Here is a 391-nt window from a genome sequence, read left to right as displayed (position 1 = left end):
CGGTCAGGGTCTTCACGAAGATCTGCATGCCACCTCTCAGGCGAAGGACCAGGTGCAGGGTTGACTCCTTCTGGATGTTGTAATCAGAGAGAGTGCGGCCATCTTCTAGCTGCTTGCCGGCAAAGATCAGCCTCTGCTGGTCAGGGGGGATGCCCTCTTTATCCTGGATCTTGGCCTTCACATTTTCGATGGTGTCGCTGGGCTCAACTTCAAGGGTGATGGTCTTTCCCGTCAAGGTCTTCACGAAGATCTGCATACCTCCACGAAGACGCAACACAAGGTGAAGGGTGGATTCCTTCTGGATGTTGTAGTCGCTCAGGGTACGACCATCTTCCAGCTGCTTTCCAGCAAAGATCAGACGCTGCTGATCTGGAGGAATGCCTTCCTTGTC

At 53.7% G+C, this 391-nt stretch carries 1 protein-coding gene; it reads right to left on the bottom strand.

Annotated features, from left to right (window positions below; translation table 11 throughout):
• The coding region (locus L5876_RS14565; RefSeq protein ID WP_236957085.1) for a polyubiquitin at nucleotides 1-391 on the bottom strand (391 nt) is incomplete at both ends.

Source organism: Hyphobacterium sp. SN044, assembly GCF_021864465.1.
GTDB lineage: Bacteria > Pseudomonadota > Alphaproteobacteria > Caulobacterales > Maricaulaceae > Hyphobacterium.
The sequence above is the reverse complement of the archived record's forward strand: the minus strand, read 5'-3'. Positions and strand labels throughout refer to the sequence as shown.